The 18,970-nt window shown below is 60.5% G+C and carries 12 protein-coding genes; 10 read left to right on the top strand and 2 right to left on the bottom strand.

Features of this window, described 5'->3' with window-relative positions:
* The first annotated feature begins 12 nt into the window (after nt 1-12).
* The 3 genes from ACP15W_RS00610 to ACP15W_RS00600 all read left to right on the top strand — a co-directional run bounded on the left by ACP15W_RS00610 (nt 13) and on the right by ACP15W_RS00600 (nt 2,516).
* Nucleotides 13-1,563: a peroxidase family protein gene (locus ACP15W_RS00610; RefSeq protein ID WP_424930886.1), complete on the top strand. Its 1,551-nt coding sequence runs from the start codon at nt 13-15 to the stop codon at nt 1,561-1,563.
* A gap of 93 nt (nt 1,564-1,656) precedes the next feature.
* Complete coding sequence (locus ACP15W_RS00605) at nt 1,657-2,088, top strand: YeeE/YedE family protein (protein ID WP_424930885.1); 432 nt, start codon at nt 1,657-1,659, stop codon at nt 2,086-2,088.
* On the top strand, nt 2,085-2,516 hold the full coding sequence (locus ACP15W_RS00600) for a DUF6691 family protein (RefSeq protein ID WP_424930884.1): 432 nt from the start codon (nt 2,085-2,087) through the stop codon (nt 2,514-2,516). Before ACP15W_RS00605 ends, ACP15W_RS00600 begins: the two co-directional genes overlap by 4 nt.
* A gap of 169 nt (nt 2,517-2,685) precedes the next feature.
* On the opposite strand, the gene pheS is transcribed toward ACP15W_RS00600, so the two are convergent.
* A complete protein-coding gene (gene pheS, locus ACP15W_RS00595) occupies nt 2,686-3,762 on the bottom strand; it encodes a phenylalanine--tRNA ligase subunit alpha (protein WP_424930883.1) in 1,077 nt (358 codons plus the stop codon).
* 219 nt (nt 3,763-3,981) lie between these two features.
* Between pheS and ACP15W_RS00590 the strand changes: the two genes are divergently transcribed.
* The 3 genes from ACP15W_RS00590 to ACP15W_RS00580 all read left to right on the top strand — a co-directional run bounded on the left by ACP15W_RS00590 (nt 3,982) and on the right by ACP15W_RS00580 (nt 7,407).
* Nucleotides 3,982-5,301 (top strand): D-amino acid dehydrogenase, encoded by a 1,320-nt coding sequence (locus ACP15W_RS00590; protein WP_424930882.1) that lies wholly within the window; start codon nt 3,982-3,984, stop codon nt 5,299-5,301.
* 904 nt (nt 5,302-6,205) lie between these two features.
* Entirely contained in the window at nt 6,206-6,499 is a 294-nt protein-coding gene (locus tag ACP15W_RS00585) for a hypothetical protein (protein WP_424930881.1), read from the top strand.
* Nucleotides 6,500-6,906: 407 nt separating this feature from the next.
* Nucleotides 6,907-7,407, top strand: a complete 501-nt coding sequence (locus ACP15W_RS00580; protein WP_424930880.1) for a ferritin-like domain-containing protein — start codon at nt 6,907-6,909, stop codon at nt 7,405-7,407.
* A 173-nt stretch (nt 7,408-7,580) separates the two neighbouring features.
* Here the strand turns inward: ACP15W_RS00580 and ACP15W_RS00575 are convergent, their stop codons facing one another.
* Nucleotides 7,581-9,929, bottom strand: a complete 2,349-nt coding sequence (locus ACP15W_RS00575; RefSeq protein WP_424930879.1) for an acetamidase/formamidase family protein — start codon at nt 9,927-9,929, stop codon at nt 7,581-7,583.
* Nucleotides 9,930-10,262: 333 nt separating this feature from the next.
* Here ACP15W_RS00575 and ACP15W_RS00570 point away from each other — a divergent pair, with 333 nt between their 5' ends.
* The 4 genes from ACP15W_RS00570 to ACP15W_RS00555 all read left to right on the top strand — a co-directional run bounded on the left by ACP15W_RS00570 (nt 10,263) and on the right by ACP15W_RS00555 (nt 18,962).
* Nucleotides 10,263-11,714, top strand: coding sequence for an acetamidase/formamidase family protein (locus tag ACP15W_RS00570; RefSeq protein WP_424930878.1), 1,452 nt, complete (start codon nt 10,263-10,265; stop codon nt 11,712-11,714).
* A gap of 338 nt (nt 11,715-12,052) precedes the next feature.
* Nucleotides 12,053-15,013, top strand: coding sequence for a hypothetical protein (locus tag ACP15W_RS00565; protein WP_424930877.1), 2,961 nt, complete (start codon nt 12,053-12,055; stop codon nt 15,011-15,013).
* A gap of 11 nt (nt 15,014-15,024) precedes the next feature.
* On the top strand, nt 15,025-16,722 hold the full coding sequence (locus ACP15W_RS00560; protein WP_424930876.1) for an ABC transporter transmembrane domain-containing protein: 1,698 nt from the start codon (nt 15,025-15,027) through the stop codon (nt 16,720-16,722).
* A complete protein-coding gene (locus ACP15W_RS00555) occupies nt 16,719-18,962 on the top strand; it encodes a peptidase domain-containing ABC transporter (RefSeq protein ID WP_424930875.1) in 2,244 nt (747 codons plus the stop codon). Before ACP15W_RS00560 ends, ACP15W_RS00555 begins: the two co-directional genes overlap by 4 nt.
* The last annotated feature ends 8 nt before the right edge of the window (nt 18,963-18,970 follow it).

Raw genomic sequence — 18,970 nt, 5'->3', positions numbered from 1 at the left:
AGGAGTGATTTCATGAAAAACGGGACGCGTTCCGCGAACTTTCGCACCAGAATTCTTGCGGCAATCTACACCACGATCCCTCGCATTCCTCCGCTTCACCGCGCTCTGAACAGGTACCTCATAAACCAGCTGGCCTTTGCGGTTCCGCCGAGACCTCGCCCCCTGACGATGAAGGGAGGCTATTCGACTTGGCCAGGACTGACCAACCGCGCCTATTCTGGTCGCCATCTGCCCCCCGCACCGAGCCTCAACCTGCCACCGCTCGAAGATGTCCTTACTCTATTTGAACGGACAAAGGATCTGCGAGCAGTAGACACCACCTTGCTCTTCCCGTTCTTCGCGCAGTGGTTCACCGACAGCTTTCTGCGCACGAAGTGGAAACCGGAACCGGATCAGGATTTTGCCGAGAACGAGAGCAACCATGAAATCGACCTTTGTCAAATTTACGGGTTGAGCGAGGCGCAAACCGATCTGCTTCGCGCCCACGAAGGCGGCAGGCTCAAGAGCCAGACAATCGACGGCGCTGAATGGCCTGTCTTCCTTTTCGAAGAGGGCGAAGACGGGCCGACGATGAAACCTGAATTCGCAAACCTCCACTCTCCGGTCAATTTCCACCGTGTCTTCCAGAACTCCACTGACGAGGAGAAGCGGCATGCCTTTGCTGTCGGCTTGGAACATGGAAATGTCACCATCGGCAACACGCTGATGAACACGGTCTTTCTACGCGAGCACAATCGCGTAGCCGGCATTCTGTCCGACGCCTACCCGGATTGGGACGATGAGAGGGTGTTTCAGACCACGCGAAACGTCTGTATCGTCGAATTGCTCAAGATCGTGATTGGCGAATACATCGTCCACATCTCCCCGCAACCCTTTCCGCTTTTTGCCGAACCCGGCATGGCGGAAAAGGAAAGCTGGTATCGTACGAACTGGATAGCGGTCGAGTTCGCTCTCCTCTATCGCTGGCATGACCTCATTCCCTCGACTGTCGAGTTTGCGGGACAGACCGAAAGCGCCGGTTTTCTGGTGCGCAACAATCGTCGGGCCATCGAGCTAGGCGTCGAGCGTCTCAGCCTTGATGCCTCGCGTCAGAGAGCCGGCAGGATTGGCCTGGGAAATACCGACTCAATACTGATGGATGTTCAGCGGGTCAGCATGCAAATGGCGCGCCGCTGTCAGCTTGCGCCTTACAACGACTACAGGGCACGCTACGGAATGAAACCATTAGCGACCTTCGAGGAACTGACTGGCGAGGAAGTCCTCGCCCAGCGCCTGAAAGATTTGTATGGCTCCATGGACCGGCTCGAGTGGTTCGTCGGTATTTTTGCCGAAGGATATTCGAACGATGACCTCATGGGTGGCCTACTTGTGAGGATGGTCGCAAATGACGCCTTCACACAGGCATTGACGAACCCGCTGCTCTCCAAGGCTGTCTATGGGCCCGACACGTTCTCGGAGGTCGGGCTTCGCGTGATCGAGGCAACCGGGAGCTTGGGTGATGTAATCGCACGCAACTCTGGTGTTTCCGCACCAACGGATGTCGGGTTCATGATAACCGACTAAGGCAAGGCACAAACACATTCATTTATTGACATATATAATACAGCACACATATTAGGGTCTGCTTGGGGAACGCAGATCGAAGGATCAATCCGAATGTGGTTGGCAGATTGGACGATGGGCCTGCTCGGCGGACTGCTCATTGGAGCCGCCGGGAGTCTATTTCTCTTGGTGAATGGCCGGATCATGGGTGCCAGTGGCATCCTCGGTGGCCTGATCGACGGAACGGGGAAGTCGAACTTTGCCGAGCGCGCGGCATTCCTCGGTGCATTGGTGCTCGCTCCTGCGGCTGCAACCGCGCTGTTCGGGGCCCCCGCCACCAATGCGACTCACAACGTCCCTATTCTGATACTGGCCGGACTGCTGGTCGGCATTGGAACGCGGATCGGAAGCGGGTGCACATCCGGTCATGGTGTCTGCGGCATTTCGAGGCTCTCCACCCGTAGCATTCTCGCAACCGCGGTTTATCTGGCCTCAGGGGCTGCGACCGTGCTGATAGCAAAACACGCACTGGGAATCATCCAATGAGACTGATCTTTTCGGCGTTGTCCGGCGCCCTTTTCGAGCTCGGACTCCTGCTGTCAGGCATGACCGATACGAAGAAGGTGCAGGGCTGGCTCGATGTAACCGGAGACTGGGACCCGACGCTGGCCTTCGTCATGGGCGGCGCAATCCTGCCCATGGTATTTGCCTGGAAATGGCTCCAGAGGCGCCGCACGAGTCTCCTCGGGGCTCCGATACCCGGGCCAGCGAAATCCGAAGTGGATTCCCGTCTGATCATCGGGGCTCTGATCTTCGGCGCGGGCTGGGGCCTCGCAGGCATCTGTCCGGGACCGGCGATGGCCTCGCTCAGCTACGGCGGCACATCTGGCCTCATCTTCGCCATTGCGATGATCGCCGGAATGTGGCTGGCGCCTCAACTGCAGGTGCGCATGCGTCTCTTGCAGACGAGCTGAACAACGCCAGTTCCGCCGAAACACCCGCCACCCCTGGATGCTGGACTGGTAAAATACGGCCCCGGGGCAGGAAATTGCCTCGGGGCATCGCGGGTCATGTCCTGCCGCCAGGCTCGCCCCTCCATGGAGGTCGAGCGGGGCCATTTCTCAAGGCACTCTTGCGAGCGGATCAGCTTACCCCGGCATGAAGCGAAGGCATGTCGAGCGAGGCAAACCCGTAATGACGCAGCCACCGCAGGTCGCTGTCGAAGAAGGCCCGCAGATCGGGAATGCCGTATTTGAGCATTGCAATACGGTCGATGCCCATTCCGAACGCGAAACCCTGCCATTCTTCCGGATCGACGTTCGCGGCACGCAGCACGTTGGGATGAACCATGCCGGACCCAAGCACCTCGAGCCAACCATCGCCCTCGCCGACCTTGAGTTGTCCACCAACCCATGAGCACTGGATATCCACTTCGGCCGAAGGCTCGGTGAACGGGAAGTGCGAAGCACGGAAGCGCGTTTTCACGCTCGTGCCGAAGTAGGCCGAGAAAAACTCCTCCAGCACCCACTTCAGATTGGCCATCGAGATGTCCTGATCGATGGCAAGCCCTTCGATCTGATGGAACATGGGTGTGTGGGTCTGGTCGTAGTCTGCCCGGAATACCCGCCCCGGCGCAATTACACGGCACGGCGCCCCGTGGGCTTCCATGTGCCGGATCTGAACCGGAGACGTGTGGGTCCTGAGCACATGAGGGGGCCGGTTTTGGCCCTCGCTCCGCGCCATGTAAAAGGTATCCATCTCGGCACGCGCCGGGTGGTGGCCCGGTATGTTCAGCGCATCGAAGTTGTACCAGTCCGTCTCAACCTGCGGGCCCTCGGCGACTGCGAAGCCCAAATCAGCGAAGATCGTGACGACCTCTTCCATCACTCGGCTGACAGGATGGATCGTACCTTCCGTCCGCGGCCGCGATGGCAGTGTCACGTCCGCCCATTCAGTGGCCAGTCGCGCAGAGAGCGCCGCATCCGCAAAGCGAGCCCGCGCCGCAAGGATTGCCCCGTTCAGATCGCTCTTCAGCGCATTGAGTGCAGGTCCGGCGGTCTTGCGCTCTTCCGGGGACATGCCTCCGAGCGACCGCATGAGTGCGGAAACCTCGCCTTTCTTGCCGAGAGCTGCAACGCGAACGTCCTCGAGCGCCGCCTCGTCATCCGCCGCCTCGATCGCGCCGAGATACTTTTCCCGCAACTCGGTGATCCCGTCCATCTTCGCCTCATGTCTGCTGGCAATTTGCGTCGAAGGTGCCTAGCACAGCCGCCCCCGATTGCAAGTCGACACGGCCAACTCCTCGCCACATTGCAAAAGCGCGTGGCAGTTGCCGAGTTGGCGTGCACTGGCAACATGGCGGTTGGTGTTTCGGGTCGAATTTCGGTGCGATGCCTTGCACCCCGCCGAACGATCCGCTCAATATCGCGCGCATTTGGAATGCGGCGGCCTGCGAGCGAGAGGTCGGCGCCTGGAGTTCAGGTGAGGGGAGTGCGCGCCATGAAGGTTGTCGTGATGGGGGCCGGCGTGATCGGCGTTACAACCGCCTACTATCTTGCAAAGGCCGGAGCGGAGGTCACGGTCCTTGACCGTCAGACCGGGCCCGGACTCGAGACGAGCTACGCGAACGCAGGCGAGCTGAGCTACGGCATGACCTCACCCTGGGCCGCACCGGGCGTCCCCAAGAAAGCCCTGCAATGGCTTTTCATGAAACGCCGCCCGCTCTTCATCTGGCCGATGATCAGCCCGACCATGTGGTCCTGGGGGCTTCAGATGCTCCGGAATTGCAACGATGAGAGCTATCGGGTCAATAAGAGCCGAATGGTTCGGGTCTCGAACTATTCACGAGACGTGATGCCGGATCTGATCTCCGAAACCGGCATCGAGTATGACGGTCGCGAACAGGGCACGCTGCAGCTCTTCCGCACGGAGAAACAGCTGAAGGGATCGAAGGCCGACCAGGAGGTGCTGGCGGAATTCGACTCCCCCTTTGAGGTGCTCGATCAGGACGGCTGCATCGCAGCGGAGCCTGCCTTGGCACAGGTGCGCGACAAGTTCGTGGGCGGACTGCGCCTGACGGCCGACCGTACGGGCGATTGCCGCATGTTCACTATCGCGCTGGCCGAGAAATGCGCCGAAATGGGCGTCACCTTCCAGTATGGGCAGACGATCAAGTCGATCGCGATCGAGAACGGATCGGTGGCAGGCGTCGATACCGAAGTCGCAGGCCGCATCACGGGCGACAAGTATATCTGTGCGCTTGGCAGCTACGCGCCGAATGTCCTGAATCCTGTTGGGGTGAAGTTGCCGGTCTATCCGGTCAAGGGCTACTCGGTGACGATCCCGGTGATCGACGATGCCAAGGCACCCCAATCCACGATCATGGACGAAACTCACAAGGTGGCTATCACCCGTCTCGGCGATCGCATCCGCGTCGCCGGCACGGCCGAGATCGCCGGCTACTCCAAACGTCTCGGACCCCACGCGACGGACACGGTACGCCACGTGATCGGCGATCTCTTCCCCGGTGGAGGCGACATCTCGAAGGCCGAGGGCTGGACCGGTCTGCGCCCCATGACGCCGGATGGAACGCCGGTGCTTGGTCCGTCGAAATACGACAACCTCTTTCTGAACACGGGACACGGCACGCTGGGCTGGACAATGGCCTGCGGCTCGGCGCGGGCGGTGACCGACGTTGTACTTGGGCAGGAACCGGAGATCTCCTTCGATGGCCTTACCGCGGAGCGCTACGCAACCTGAAGACGTTTCAGATTTCGGCTGGGGCAGCTCCCCGCCGTCCAGCCTCCGGTTTTCGCCGCACGCATTCTTGTAGGGGTAACCGTCGGGCGTGCGCCCTCCTCGCGCGCCTTCAACACCGTGAATGGTTCAAAGTCGCTTTGGCGGCCACAAGAGCACACGATGTAAGCCAAAAAAGGCTCATTTGGGCCTCATGAAGTTTGCATCCCCCCGTCTTGTGCTGTGTATCCGTTCTTAGTGCTCGATAGAGTCTTGCTTGCAGTCAAACATGTTCGGCTGGATCATTCCGAGAAGATGGTCGAAATCCGCTCTCGAATGCCGCTGATTGCTGTGGAGTCCGGCATCTGTCTTTCTGACATCGCTGGTCTTTCTGCATATGATGGGCCATCTGCCAAGATCCGTACTACGGCGTTTCCTGGAATTACCGGCGGATGAACTTCATGAGCGCCAGGTTCTCAGCGCTTTCGCCACGCGGGTGGTCGTAGAGGTTGGAGCGAGTCAGGTTAGCAAGCGGCATTGCCGCCGAAGGCTGAGGCCATGTTCTCGACTGCAGATCGCTTTCAACCGCTGATGCACGCAATCTACTGCGAACTTGCGGCTCTAATCGACTGTAATATTTACCTTAGGCCAAACATCTTGCAGGCCTTGAACTTCTTCGACGGAACGGTCACAAGCGATTTGCTCATCTCGGCCACGACCCTGCCGACAGATCTCCAGCTCATTTCGATCAACCCGCAGTAGGTCAGCCGGCCTGCCCGCCGCCCTGGTGCTGCGGGCACGCATGCCACTTGTCCGCTTTTATGCTCACCGCTGCCCTTGCCATCTTTCCTCCGCCGATCCAGATGACCCACGACAAAGAGTCCACCAACGCAGAGAACCAAGCCAGAGCGGCGACCGGAGACCTGACTTGATACGAAAATGCCTCAACCCGGATCCGCGCATCCTCGCGGCATCCCAGATCCTCGCGATCGCAGCGATCATCTTTGGGGGCAAATTGCTCGTGGGGCTTGGTATCACCAGCAAGCCGGCCTGGGACCCTGCACTCGGCTTCATCGTCAGCCAGGTCGTGGCAACCGCCAATGGTTCCCTTGCGGAGACAAGCCTCTCCTCGCTTGCGTACCTGCTGCTGCCGGCTCTTCTTTTTCTCTCCCCCTGGCATAGCCATGAAATCGATATCTCGGTGAAAAAGGCGAAGGCGTAGATTTACGATAGACAAGAGAGGGTGTCGATCAATAGACACCCAAAAAAAGAATAAGCAAAAGAAATAAATCTCGACGGCGTAAATTCTCATTGCGATTGTAATATTTACCGATCGCACCTCGCTTCCTCCGCCGTTGTTTTTTTGATCCTGCGCGAAAGCACGTACTGGCTCGCAAAGCCGATCCTGCCTCCGGTCAGAACGCTCAGTGTTACTCAAGAGTGCGCCTACCGATTGATATTGCGCTTCAGTTTTGGGCATGCCTAGAAAACCGGGCGACAGAGTACCAGCACATTCAACAACGTTGAGAGCGCGCGAAGCGTGAACCATCGCGCGTTCCTACTTTCCGAACATGGGAACCTTCCACGATTCCAGCCGTTGGTACCCGAACCAGAACAAAGGATACCGACATGCCAATCAACTCGCTCAAGGACATCTACCTCGACCAGCTGCAGGACATCTGGAGTGCTAATACACAGTCCCTGTCCGTCGTGAACGAGCTGGGCCGTGCGGCGCAGGACAAGGAGTTGTCCGAGGCCTTGATCGACGGCGGCAACGGCATCGCCGATGGAATCGCCGAGATCGAAAAGCTGTGCAACGACCACGGCATCAAGCCCAACGCCGAGCACTGCAAGGGCATGGAAGGCCTCGTGAAAGAGGCCCGTGCCCACGGACTTTCGGACGACATCACCGACCCGGATGTGCGCGACGCCGCCATCATCCCGCAATACCAGCGCATGGTTCACTACGCACTGGCGGGCTACGGTACGCTGGCCGCCTTCGCCAACCGCCTCGGCCTCGACGGTGACGCGGCAGTTCTGAAGAAATGTCTCGACCAGACGTACGACGGCGACCGCCGCATGACCGCGATCGCCATGAAGGGCGGCGTCAACGCCGAAGCCGTTTCCTGATCTTCAACCGCCATCGGCAACCGGGGCCGCGCGAGAGATCGTGCGGCTCCTTCACATTTTTCGGACATTCACTCAGCGTACAAGGTCTCGTCCGCTATGGGCAAAGCGGCTTTTCGGCTTGTCGATCGCAGTCCCCACTCCAAGCACGACCAGGCAGATCACAGTCAACCTCTTTAGGAAGTCATTAAGGTTTCAGACGGGCCAAACAGGGATCTCCTGATGGTAACATGAACGCCAAAGTTTCCATCGGCGACCTGTGTGACGCTGAAATCCGCCGCAACAGACAGGAGAGCGTGTGCGTCGTCCTCGGTGAGACTGTATACATCCATCAGGAAACGGCGTCCCTGACGGAAAGCATTGCGCAATGCATGGTCCACCGAGGAGCGAGTGTAGACGTCGGTCTGGGCGCTGCGTCCCAGGTCGCGCAGGTGGTTTTCAAAACTGAAGCTCTGGATCACCCATTCCTCGGGCGTCTCGATGATCGGACCCGCAAGCCCGCGCACCTGCGGAACAGTATCGGTTCCAGCCTTGTGCAGCACAACGCGAACCGTCCCCGTCAACGACATTTCGAGACCGGTTCCGTTGATCTCACCATCACCCTGGCTAAAGTGGCCATCGCCGATGGATAGTAAAGCGCCCTCGACCGCGACCGGCAGATAGACGCGAGCACCGGGTCCGGCGCGCCAGTTGTCTATATTGCCGCCGAAATACCCCGGCGGGATCGAGTCAACGATGTCCGCCTCGCGGGGGGCCACCCCGACAAAACCGAAATGCGGGCGCGCAGGCACGACGATCCTTTTGAGCGCGTCACGGTGCTCAACCGTAGTGTGGTCGACCGGAATACCCGGGTAGTCCATCGTCGGGTGCTCGACGCCAAACGGGTCGGTTTGCGGCGTCCAGGCATACTGATAGAGTGCACGGGCTTCGTCGGGGCGGTCGAGATCCACCTCGAAGATCGTCACCGTCTCGTGCCGCTTCGTTCCCTGCAGCGGGTCGTTGTACTGGTACCCCCACCAGGCCGACGCATTTGAGCCAAACGCCTTACCCTTGTAGAGCGGATTCGCGGATGGGCGCGGGGCAATCTCGATGATCTCGACCTCAAGCACATCGCCCGGTTCGGCGCCGGTCACGTGGATTGGTCCGGTGCAGATGTGCACCCCGAACCCTTCTCCCGCGCCGCGACCGAAGACAGAGGCGTCCATGGGGCCTGCGCCTCGCCGATCTACAGCCTTGGTATCCCGCGTCCAACGAAAGACGCTTTCCGCGCCGGGGTCGCCTTCGATGAACCTGGCAAAGTCGTCGCCACCGTGCTGGGTCAGCGTCTCAACCCGGACAACTGAACCAGAGGGAACAAACAGGACCGGCGGATTGGACCGGCTGATATGCCCCCAATGCACGGTATCTGCGCGCGCCGGCAATACGAAATCTGCAGTGTTGTCACTCCCGGGTGCAGGTTCGGGAAGGCCGGTTTCATCTGCGACCGATCTTTGCGCGGGCTGCCGGATACGGGTGTCCGTGGGTGGGCGCGCGGCGTTGCCGGGGCTGCCCCGAAAGGCGTAGGGCAGTGGCGCAAGCCGGTTGTCTTCTCGCAATTCGCGCGGCGATAGCCCGAACGCGTCGCGGAACGAACGGCTGAAATGCGAGGCGCTGGCAAATCCCCATCGGTGTGCGATCTGGGCAATGCTCACGGCGTTCTGGCTCATGTCGAGCAGGGCGGCTCGACTGCGTTCCAGCCGTTTCTGGCGGACGTAACGGGAGAAGCTGTCCCCCTGCAGCTCGAACAGCCTTTGCACGTACCGCGGCGACAGCCCCGCCGTGCCGGCGACATCGCTCAGCGAAAGGTCCGGCATATTCAACCGCGAGTCGATGGCAGCCGCGACGCGCCGGTAATGTGCGACCTGAACCGGGGTCATTGTCCCATCGTCAAGATCTGCCTCGCTTGTGATCGCGCTGCATATCTGGTCGAGCAACGCCCCTTCGCTCGCGGCGAGATCCGGCTGTGTCAGCGTGTCGAACTGCGCCCCAAGAACGGACAGCATCGACCGTGCCATGTCGGCTGCAATCGAGCTTCCGAGCACCAATGGCTGCCTTGGCCGCTGTCGGCCAAGGCGCGCGGATATCGCATCGTCCGGGATCTCCAGAATGATCGCCTTGGCATCGCCAGACCACCGCAGACGCCACTCACTGCCCTGATCCAGCACGGCAAGATCGTTCTGGGCAAAATACTGCACGTGTCCGTCCCGCGACAACACGCCTCTGCTGCGAAGCGTCAGGACGACGAGCAATGGTGCTGGGCGGGTGCGGGTTCCACTTGGGCGGATTTCCTGAGCCGGAGCAACGAGACGCCCCAGACGCACCCCGCTTGCAACCTGGATAAGACCCAGCATCCCCGTCAGCGCAACATTCCCGTCCGCCATGGCGGTCAGCCCTAGCTCCGCCAGCCACGACCCCCACCCCTCGGCGCGCGACGCCTCCGGCAGCGTGGAAAGATCCAGATGATCGGGTCCTTGAGCCTTATCCATCCCCAAGCCTAACGCCCGGCTAGCATTCACCCGCCGGGAATTCCTCCGCTTTCGCAAGTTTCCGATACTGTGCCGGATATTTGTGCATCTGCATCGGCGTGCGCTGTGCAGCATGTGCACAATCTGTTGCCCGGACGCGCAAACACTTGCGGACCGTCGCAGGCCCTTCCCTTGCCTGATACACCTAAAGCACCGCAATAGAACATCTTTTTCTCGACCGACACGGGCATTGGAGGCCGTTTCCCGCTCTTGGCCCGCGCGCTTGCCATAACGAATGCCCTTCGACCAATTGAAGATGCCGGCACCCGAAACTCAAAAACAGGAGATACGATCATGTGTCTTGGAGACGACGTGAATTGCCCCGATTTCGAGGCACACTTCAGTCAATTCAAGGAAGAGATCAATCCGGGTCGGCGCGGCTTTCTCGGCGCCGGTTTGCTGGGGGCGGGCGGGATTGCCGCGGCCGGCGCCACGGGTGGCCTGTCGCTGGTGACGCCAGCTCTGGCCCAGACAAGTGCTGGCAACGGCTCGTCTGCGCCGTCATATCACTATCTGCCCGCCAATTCAGACACCGTCCACTGGGGTTACTTCAGCAAGACGTTGAAACCGCGGGTCGAAGTCGACAGCGGTGACATCGTGACCATCGAGACGCTGACCCACCACGCCGGTGACGACATGGAGCGGATGGTAGAGGGCGATGAAGGCGCGGAAAGCGTCTACCTCTGGACCAAGGACAAGAAAGGTGTCGACCGTCGCGGCGCGGGCTCCACGGACCCTGCGGTCTACAAGATCGGCTCTGGCGACGGACAAGGTGTCCATATCCTCACCGGCCCTGTCTACGTGCGTGGCGCCGAACCCGGTGACGTGCTCGAAGTCCGCATTCTCGACTGCGTGCCGCGCCCCTGTGCCAACCCGGAGTTCACGGGCAAGACCTTCGGCTCCAACGCGGCCGCTTGGTGGGGGTACCACTACAACGATATGCTCAACGACGAGAAGCGTGAGGTCATCACGATCTACCAGGTCGATGCGAACGGCGACAAGAACTGGGCCGAGGCGGTCTACAATTTCAAGTGGGTGCCGCAGACCGACCCGTTCGGCGTGACCCACCCGACCATCGACTACCCGGGCGTGCCGGTCGACCACTCGCTGACCAGCCGGAACTTCGATGTGCTGAAAGGCGTGCGAATTCCGATCCGCCCCCATTTCGGCACGCTCGGCGTGGCACCCGCCGAGGCGGATGTCGTCGACTCGGTGCCGCCCAGCTACACCGGCGGCAACGTGGACAACTGGCGCATCGGCAAGGGCGCAACGATGTACTACCCGGTAGCGGTCGACGGCGCCTTGCTCTCGGTCGGCGACCCGCATGCTTCGCAGGGTGACAGCGAACTCTGCGGCACCGCCATCGAATGTTCGTTGACGGGCACGTTCCAGTTGATCCTGCACAAGAAGGCGAACCTGGCCGGCACACCGCTGGAGGAATTGGACCATCCAATGCTGGAAACCCAGACAGAATGGCTTGTGCATGGCTTTTCGGTGCCGAACTACCTGGACACTCTTGGCACGACGGCACAGGCGGACATCTACACCAAATCCTCGATCGATGACGCGATGCGAGATGCGTTCCGGAAAATGCGAAAGTTCCTGATGACGACGAAGGGCCTGACCGAAGACGAGGCGCATTCCCTGATGTCGGTCGGCGTCGATTTCGGGATTACCCAGGTTGTCGATGGCAACTGGGGTGTCCACGCGATCGTCAAGAAGGACCTGTTCGCCGGACGTGCCTGACGCGCGGTAGCCAACAGTCCCCGTGCGGAGCGGTTGTTCCGCACGGCCTGTCCTCCTCGTGACCTTCGCCAGGTTCGGGATGAGCACATCAAGGACGGATTTGTCGACTTGACCTGCGCGCCCAGAATTTGCCGGTACGGACTTTCACGATTGAAAGCAACCCACTGCGAGGTAGTTATCTAAAAATTTGATAATCATTGATGCGAATTGCTAAATTAAAATTACAGCAATAACGCAAAATAGTATATATTCTGCGGCCTATATTTTCATTTACACTTACAATTCATTATACACGATCTGTCATATCTGGCTCCGTTTCGATCTGGGAGGGGGTAGCTATGCGAGACGGTCAGCATTCCACGGATATTGAGGCTGCATCCCCACTGGATGCCAAGCGCTATACTGCGGACGAGCTGGACGTCACAGATGGGGCCCTTAACGGGCTCTCCACGCATGACTTGGGGACATCCATCGCGCCGGATTCGGATTCGCTGTCCAGCACGGCGGATCAGTCCGGAGCGGAGACCTTAAGCCCGCTTCGAGATCTTGCCGTGAACAGTGCAAGCAATCTGCCTCTCGGTCAGGGTAGTGAAACAGCGACCCAAGAGCGCGGCGATGCGGACTTGAGTGATATTGATCTCGAAGGTCTTGGCGAGGTTCTGCTCGATCTCCCTGAAATTGCCGAGATAGCTGGTCGTGTTGATACCGGCGCGAAGGGGCAGGCAAAGAGCGACGGATCCAACGCAAGCGATGGAAATGCGCCCAGTTCTGGCAGTTCGACGCTTCTGCCACTGGTGGGTGAGGCGAGCGAAAATGACGCGCCGGAAACGGAAGCCGAGACATCCTCTGCCCAAAATGGAGGGGTAGAACCGACCCGAGACGAAACTCGAGCGGATGAGGCGGTTGCGGAATACGTCGATCAGCAGGAAGGAAACGAAAACTCCAGCGGTAGCGAAGGTTCCGTATCCGCGCAACCAAGTGGCAATAGTTCTAATTCGGACCCGGTTGCTGAGGTTGGTTCATCGACGGATGCGTTGTTCCCAACTTCTGATCCGATCGTCGCTGATCCGGGGCTCCGGCCATCCAGCTTCGACACCGATGTCGACGTGGACCTCGGGGTCGCGGATGTGGAACTCGGCCTCGACCCGGTCGAGGAGCTGGTCGGCGATGTCGACCTCGAGATCGGCGGCGGCTCAGACACCGATCCTGACCCGGCGGACACTGATGTGAACGCGGACCTGGGGGTCGCGGATGTGGAACTCGGTCTCGACCCGGTCGAGGAGCTGGTCGGCGATGTCGACCTCGAGCTCGGCGGCGGCTCCGACACCGACACGGACCCTGCAGACACCGACGTGGACGTGGATCTGGGGGTCGCGGACGTGGAACTCGGTCTCGACCCGGTCGAGGAGCTGGTCGGCGATGTCGACCTCGAGCTCGGCGGCGGCTCCGACACCGACACCGATCCCGACCCGGCGGACACCGATGTCGACGTGGACCTAGGCGGCGCGGATGTGGAGCTCGGTCTCGACCCGGTCGAGGAGCTGATCGGCGATGTCGACGTCGAGATCGGCGGCGGCTCCGATTCAGACACCGATCCCGACCCCACGGACACCGACGTGGACGTGGACCTCGGGGTCGCGGATGTGGAGCTCGGTCTCGACCCGGTCGAGGAGCTGATCGGCGATGTCGACGTCGAGATCGGCGGCGGCTCCGATTCAGACACCGATCCCGACCCTGCGGACACCGACGTGGACGTGGATCTGGGGGTCGCGGATGTGGAACTGGGTCTCGACCCGGCCGAGGAGCTGGTCGGCGATGTCGACCTCGAGCTTGGTGGCGTCTCAGGCCAAGACTCGGGCACCGACACGGACCCTGCGGACACCGACGTGGACGTGGACCTCGGCGTCGCGGACGTGGAACTCGGTCTCGACCCGGTCGAGGAGCTGGTCGGCGATGTCGACCTCGAGCTCGGCGTCGGCTCCGACACAGACACGGACCCTGCGGACACCGATGTGAACGCGGACCTGGGGGTCGCGGATGTGGAACTCGGTCTCGATCCTGTCGAGGAGCTGGTCGGCGATGTCGACCTCGAGGTCGGCAGCGGCTCAGACACCGATCCTGACCCGGCGGACACTGATGTGGACGTGGACCTCGGGGTCGCGGATGTGGAACTCGGCCTCGACCCGGTCGAGGAGCTGGTCGGCGATATCGACCTCGAGATCGGCGGCGGCTCAGACACGGACCCTGACCCGGCGGACACCGACGTGGACGTGGACCTCGGGGTCGCGGATGTGGAGCTCGGCCTCGACCCGGTCGAGGAGCTGGTCGGCGATGTCGACCTCGAGCTCGGCGGCGGCTCCGACACCGACACCGATCCTGACCCGGCGGACACCGATGTGGACGCGGACCTGGGCGTCGCGGACGTGGAACTGGGTCTCGACCCGGTCGAGGAGCTGATCGGCGATGTCGACCTCGAGCTCGGCGGCGTCTCCGACACCGATCCCGACCCTGCGGACACCGATGTGGACGTGGATCTCGGGGTCGCGGACGTGGAGCTCGGTCTTGACCCGGTCGAGGAGCTGATCGGCGATGTCGACCTCGAGATCGGCGGCGGCTCCGACACCGACACGGGCACCGACACCGACCCCGCGGACACCGATGTGGACGTGGACCTCGGCGTCGCGGATGTGGAGCTCGGCCTCGACCCGGTCGAGGAGCTGATCGGCGATGTCGACCTCGAGCTCGGCGGCGTCTCCGACACCGATCCCGACCCTGCGGACACCGATGTGGACGTGGATCTCGGGGTCGCGGACGTGGAGCTCGGTCTTGACCCGGTCGAGGAGCTGATCGGCGATGTCGACCTCGAGATCGGCGGCGGCTCCGATCCCGACCCCGACCCTGCGGACACCGATGTGGACGTGGATCTCGGGGTCGCGGACGTGGAGCTCGGTCTCGACCCGGTCGAGGAGCTGCTCGGCGATGTCGACCTCGAGCTCGGCGGCGTCTCCGACACGGACCCCGACCCGGCGGACACGGACGTGGACGCGGAGATTTCAAGGCTTCTTGATGATATCGAGGCGGAAACCGGAATTGGGGATCTTGGCGATGTTCTCGATAGCGGCGACGCCGATATCGCTGCCGTTGCGGACAATGGCCTCATCGATGGAGCCTCGACCGATCTGTCGGGTGCTGCATCCGATAGCGTTGCACTTCCGGCGGGCGATCTGGCGGCGGGCCTCGGGCAACTTGGAGACGAGTCGCTTGGAAGCTCGGGCTCCGGCTCCTTCGGCTTCTTCTGATCGGGTAGCACATGCAGAACCTTGACCACCCGAAAAGCTCTACAGCTGCAGTCGTCATTGCGACGATTTCTGTCTGCATTCTGGATTTCGTTCTTCCCGTGACGATCTCGCAGACCTACGACAGGATCATCCCGAACCAGAGTGAGCACTCTCTGAACGTCATCCTGTTCGCGGCGACGGTACTGTTGTCTGCCGATTTCGGGCTACGGGTCGCACGCGCACGACTCCTGGGTTTGCGCGGCTCGAGCTTCGCGCATCGAGCCGGATGCCTGGCAATGGAGAAAATGCTTCGCGGCAGTGCCAGACGAGACCGTAGTGCAAGCGCGAACCTCGCATTGATCACCACCGTCAAGGGCTTGCGTGAGACCAGGAGCGGTCAGGGAATGGTCAGCCTCTTGGAGCTTGCCATGGTTCCGGTTGCGTTGACGCTCGTGGGGATCATCGCAGGACCGCTGGTGCTTGTCCCGGTTATCATGATCGTGACTTTCGCGATCTATGTCATCGTGACATCGCGCAAGCTCCTCGATCTGCGCGAAGAGCGGGAGAACGTCGACAATTCCCGCTTCGATTTCCTCGTGGAGGCACTGCGGGGGCTTTCCACGGCGAAAGCGCTCGCAATCGAGTCCCAACTGACGAGAAAGTATGAGGATTTCAAGTATCGCAGCTGCGAAGCCAACTACGCCTTCGCCCGCAGGCTGACGCAAATCTTCGATGCGACTTCCACTTTCTCGACGCTTCTGATTTTCTCGATCATTCTGGCGGGCGGCTTCCTCGCTGTCGCCGGAGAGATAACACTTGGCGCGATGATCGCCTCCGTGATGCTGTCCGGCCGGATCATGCCTCCGGTTCAGCGTGGCCTCGGGCTACTGATCCGCAGGCAGGAACTCGCGGTCGACCAGACCCGCACCGAAGCCATGCTCAATGAAATTGTCGCGGACGATACGCGGATCCGCCACATAGAACCGGAAATGGAGGGTGCGCTCTCCCTGAAATCCGTAACCGTGTTCAAGACAGGGCCGGGAGAAACCTGCAACCAGTCGGAAAAGCCGCTGCTGGACAAGGTCGATCTGAACCTTGATTTCGGCGTTACTCATTTGATTGACGGTGCCGGAAGCTCGGAACTTCTGTCAATCTTCCGGGCAGTCGCGGGGCTGCGGAAGCCTGATGAGGGTGAGGTTCTACTCGCCGGCCGGCCCGCACATCTCATTGAGGAAAGCCTCAGGGCGAAGCATATTGCTTACCTCCAGCCTGAATCTGTCATCTATCGGGGCACCGTTCTCGAGAACCTTTCCCGCTTTGGTGCGGTCACCATTTCGGACATATTTTTCATTGCGCGCCAGCTCCGGCTGGATGAGGATATATCCGTCCTGCCGAATGGTCTCGATACACCGTTGCGCGGAGACGGTTCGGACTCGATCCCGCCGGGCATCAAACAGCGCATTTCAATAGCCCGCGCACTTGCGAGTCGACCCAAGGTCATCCTCTTCAATCATTGCGACAAGGGCCTCGACCGGAGGAGCTACACCGCTCTATTCGAACTCTTCGCAAAACTTCAGGGCCGGGCGACGGTTCTGCTCGCCACCGATGATGCCAACATGCGCAGTCTGGCCGGCCGGCATCTTCAATATAACCAGGGCAGACTCGAGGAGCGCCCCCAGAAAAGCGGCCAGAGGCTGCAAGTCGCGCGTTATCGGGAGTTGCGGATATGAGCGCGGAACCACTCAGACTTGTTCAGTCCGAAACTGCTGATCACCCCCCCGTGTCTCCCCGCGATGCAAGCGCAATTCGCGAGCTCTACGGACGTATCTCCATGATGCTCAATTCGCGGGGAAGCCTTGAAGACGACGCGTTCGTCTGGGCTTTCTGTGCACAGATTTCGCGAATGAACCCGTTTCTTCCGGCGCGAACGATCGCGTCGGCCTTGCCTGCGAGAAGCGACCGACCGTTCGACCGTATTGCATTCGTCAACACGATGGCAAATCTCGGCTATCGCTATTCCTCGTTCCGTTGCCGCGTCAGCGAGATCGACCGTCGATTGCTGCCAGTTCTTGTCCTCAGAGGTCCAGACAGGGGGAAGCTCTGCCCGGAAAACCCACTCGTGGTCGGCCAGGCGCCGGATGACCCCGACGGACTGTGTGTACTGGATGCCCGCACCCTGACCTCAAGGTCTGCGTGCGAAGACGAAGCGGTCGAAGTGATCGCCTTCAGTGGCATTGTCGAGGACGACATGCCCACTTCAAAGATCGCTCGGGAGAACTCCCGATCAACGTGGTTCCGCGCCACAATGAAGCGGTTCAAACCGCAGATCCGCCAAATTCTCATGGTCGGTCTGTTGCTTAACATGATCGCGTTATCTGTGCCTCTGCTTATCCTGCTCGTCCACGAACGCGTCATCAGTATTGGCGAGACAGCCCCACTCATTTACCTCACCAAGGGCGTCGCCATCATTGTCGCGGTCGAATACCTTCTGCGCCGCGCGCGATCCAAACTGCTCACATGGATTACATCGAGGCTGGATTTTATCGTTGGAAGCGCAAGTTTCGACAGGCTCGTGAACCTCAACTCATCAATCGTCGGCAGAGCCGGAGTTTCGGAACAGATCGCGCGCATCAAGACATTTGAGTCAATTCGGGACTTTCTCTGCGGACCGGTAATGGTGACCGCAATCGAAATACCCACAGCACTCTTTGCGCTGCTCCTGCTGGCGTTTCTCGGCGGCAAGATCGTCTACGTTGCGCTCGTCGGGATGGTCTTGTTCTGCGGACTGTTCGTCCTGGTCTGGTACCGCGTGCGAGTTCGGATCAAGGAAGCAGCGATCGAAACCTCCCGTGTTCAGCAGTTCACTCTGGATTGCTTGGAAAGGATCGAGGCAATCCGACTCGACGGTCTTTCGGATCGATGGGAAGAGCGTTACCGCGAAATATCGGGACGAGAGCAGATCGCAAATTTCAGACTCGGCCAAACCGGTATTCACGGTGAGATCGCGGCACAGTTTCTGACCGGATTGCTCGTCGTTGCGGCAGTCTATGTCGGCACGAACCTGATTTGGGTCGGCGAGCTCGGAGCCGGCGCGCTGATCACCTGCATGATGCTCCTCTTGCGCGGTCTTGCGCCGCTTCATGCCTTGTGCGGCATGATCCCCCGCCTTGAGCAGATGCGCAATGCCATCGCACAGATTGATCAACTCATGGATATCGAGACTGAAACTCGCTACGAACCGCGAGCCCTGACGCCGTCGAACCTGAAGGGTGAGGGCCGCATCGGGTTCGCCAATGTCACCTTCCGATATCCCAAACAGGCGCAGATGGTTCTATCGGGGTTGGACTTCGAGGCCTCTCCGGGTGAAGTATTGGCGATCACCGGACCGAACGGCTCCGGGAAGAGTTCTATCCTCAAACTCGTCCTCGGGCTCTACCCGCCACTGCTCGGGGCCGTCAGGCTCGACGGGTTCGACATCCGCCAGCTCGACCCGCATGAGTTGCGAGAGCAAATCTCATACGTGCCGCAGGAGATCGACCTTTTCGCGGGCACGATAGCCGAGAACCTTCGGCTTGGGATGCCCCTGGCGACCGATGAGGACCTGCAAGCCTGTCTGGAGCAGTCCGGGGCTTGGGGCAGTGTTTCCGCGCAACCGGCGGGAATGGAGACGGTCATCGACCCTCAGCGGATCGCTGAATCCGACCCACTCCTGCGTGAGAGGATCGGATTGGCGCGCGGCCTTCTTCGGCCATCTAGCGTTCTCCTGATAGACGAACGACCCTCTTCGTCTCTCCTTGCAGGGCTCGACGAGGATCTGCGTTCCTGTATCGACCGGCTGCGAGGCAAGAAAACGATCCTCTTCGTCTCGTATCGCACGGACATGCTCCGCATTGCGGACAGAGTAATCGCGCTGCGCCCTGGAGGGCGGGCAGTCATTGGCACACTGGACAAGATTGTTGGGCAAGTATGAGAGCGTTA

Source organism: Amaricoccus macauensis (assembly GCF_049800915.1).
Classification (GTDB): Bacteria; Pseudomonadota; Alphaproteobacteria; order Rhodobacterales; family Rhodobacteraceae; genus Amaricoccus; species Amaricoccus macauensis_A.
The sequence above is the reverse complement of the archived record's forward strand: the minus strand, read 5'-3'. Positions and strand labels throughout refer to the sequence as shown.